Raw genomic sequence first — 2044 nt, 5'->3', positions numbered from 1 at the left:
TGTGTTTTCCGGAATTAATTTTACAGGACTTTTAAAATTTTTACATTTAAAAACAGAAAAAATAAAAAACCAGCTGTTTGCCGGTTTTCAATTTTCATCTCTTGTCTCAACAGGATTTCCATCATAGCTTATCCAGTCAGAGAATCCCCCTATATAAATTTTTCCTCTTCTGCCTATTTCGTCCAAAGCTGTAAAAACAAGAGCGGCATTAACACCAGAACCACAGCTGAAAATAATGTCCTCTTTTTTTTCTACAGATTTAAATATATTCTCCAATTCTTTCCGACTTTTTATTTTAAGATTTTCGCAGAGAAGTGATTTCGAGTCTATACAGATGGCCCCTGGTATATGCCCTGCCTTTGGGTATAGAGGTTCATTTTTACCAAGATATCTCTCGTAAGATCTGCACTCTACAAGTGAAACTGAGTTTTCCCCAATATTTGCTTTGACATAGTCTATGTCACAGTAAATATCGTCTTTTATATTTTTTTCAAAAGTTTTCTTCTTATTTTTTTCAGGAATAAGGTCTGTAACAGGGTAACCTGCATCAAGCCAGCTTTTATATCCCCCATCCAAGATAACAACTTTATCGTGCCCTATATACTTGAGCATCCAAAAGACTCTGCATGCAGCAATTATAGAGTCATCGTATATTACTACCATAGTATTGTTATCTATTCCGATTTTTTCTATTTTGGATATAAAATCATCTGAATCAGGAACAGGCCTAGATCCTCCGTGTTTTCCCTTTTTTCCTGCCAGGTCTCTGTCTATATGAAAATAGTGGGCACCTGGAATATGATCCTTTTTATAAACTGAATCTCCGTGTTCCACATTATGCACATCATACCTCGCATCTATAATCACTATATCTTCGATATTACTATAAAGCCACTGGGCATCGACAAAATTTTTCATATTTCTGTCTCCTTATTTTTAAAATTTAATCTACATAAAAACTACTTCTTTTTATAAAATTATTTATATAAGTCGCCGTTCCTATTCTTTTGTGAATCTCTTTATGTCCCAGAGGAAGAATAAGAAAATCTTTTAAGCCTCCCATCATAACCTCATCCACCTCTATACGTCCGTCATTTTTATCATTTAAAAATCTTCCCAGAAAAAGATTGGATTCACTACCGGCAATGGCTGCTATATCAACGCCTCTTCCCTTGTAAACATTCAGATTCTCTACATTCTCTCTTTCCAGAGATTTTAAGGTTTTAAATATTTTCCCCATGAAAGGAAGATATTTCTTTGCCAAGTCTGCCAGTTTGCACCCCAGGTTTGGGCAGGCTACCAGGACTACCTTATCCACGATTCTTCTTATTCTTTTATCGCTTAGAGCCCCTCTTATCACAAGGCCCCCTGTACTGTGGCCTATGAGGATTATCTCCTCTCTTTTATTCACTCCGCTCCTCTGAAGGCTGAATAAAAATTCCTTAAGATGAGATACAGAATGCTCTATCTCTTCAAATAAGAGAGGCAGATTGAGATATTCCACTTTATAATCAAGCTCTGCCAAGTACTCCCCAAGGGTATGCATATCTTTTTCAGTTTTATTATATCCATGTATCAGAACAACTCTGTAACTACTCATATCAATACCGTCCTTTTCTAAAGGCTTTATAAAAACCAGGTAATAGCTATTTATAGTTTATTGTTTTATAGTTGATTTGTAAAGTGTTCTTTTGAATTTATAGTAATTATGAAAGACTCTCTCTATTTCAAATTCCTTTATTTACCCAAGTAACAGAAGATTCTTTAATAAACAAAAGCTTGTAATCCCCTCTAATTCAGAGGAAGACTTATCTCAACAGTTGTTCCGCTTCCTATTGCACTCATGAAGGATATATCCATCTTCAAAATATCTGCAATACTTTTTACTATGGACATTCCCAGACCGTGACCTCCTAAATTCCTGTTCCGAGACTTCTCCGCCCTGTAGAAATTGTCAAATATCCGTGACTGCTCCTCGTTAGACATTCCTACTCCGTAATCCTGTATCATCAATGTTACGCATGAATCACTACACATAGAAATA

Annotated in this window: 3 protein-coding genes; all 3 read right to left on the bottom strand. The window is 35.6% G+C overall.

Annotated elements, in window-relative coordinates:
• Nucleotides 1–87: 87 nt before the first annotated feature.
• The gene (locus ABZA26_RS13730; RefSeq protein WP_372715062.1) at nucleotides 88–918 is read right to left on the bottom strand and encodes a sulfurtransferase; all 831 of its coding nucleotides are present in this window, start codon (nucleotides 916–918) and stop codon (nucleotides 88–90) included.
• A 25-nt stretch (nucleotides 919–943) separates the two neighbouring features.
• Nucleotides 944–1600, bottom strand: a complete 657-nt coding sequence (locus tag ABZA26_RS13725; RefSeq protein ID WP_372715061.1) for a lipase family alpha/beta hydrolase — start codon at nucleotides 1598–1600, stop codon at nucleotides 944–946.
• A gap of 191 nt (nucleotides 1601–1791) precedes the next feature.
• Nucleotides 1792–2044: ATP-binding protein (locus ABZA26_RS13720; RefSeq protein ID WP_372715060.1), on the bottom strand; the 253-nt coding region annotated here is incomplete at its 5' end.

The organism is Ilyobacter sp. (assembly GCF_041583315.1).
Lineage (GTDB): Bacteria > Fusobacteriota > Fusobacteriia > Fusobacteriales > Fusobacteriaceae > Ilyobacter.
This window is presented reverse-complemented; position numbering and strand designations above follow the sequence as displayed.

What these genes read in the sequence shown, in the direction of transcription:
- ABZA26_RS13730 (WP_372715062.1), bottom strand. Translation starts at nt 918, where the DNA reads ATGAAAAATTTTGTCGATGCCCAGTGGCTTTATAGTAATATCGAAGAT.
- ABZA26_RS13725 (WP_372715061.1), bottom strand. Translation starts at nt 1,600, where the DNA reads ATGAGTAGTTACAGAGTTGTTCTGATACATGGATATAATAAAACTGAA.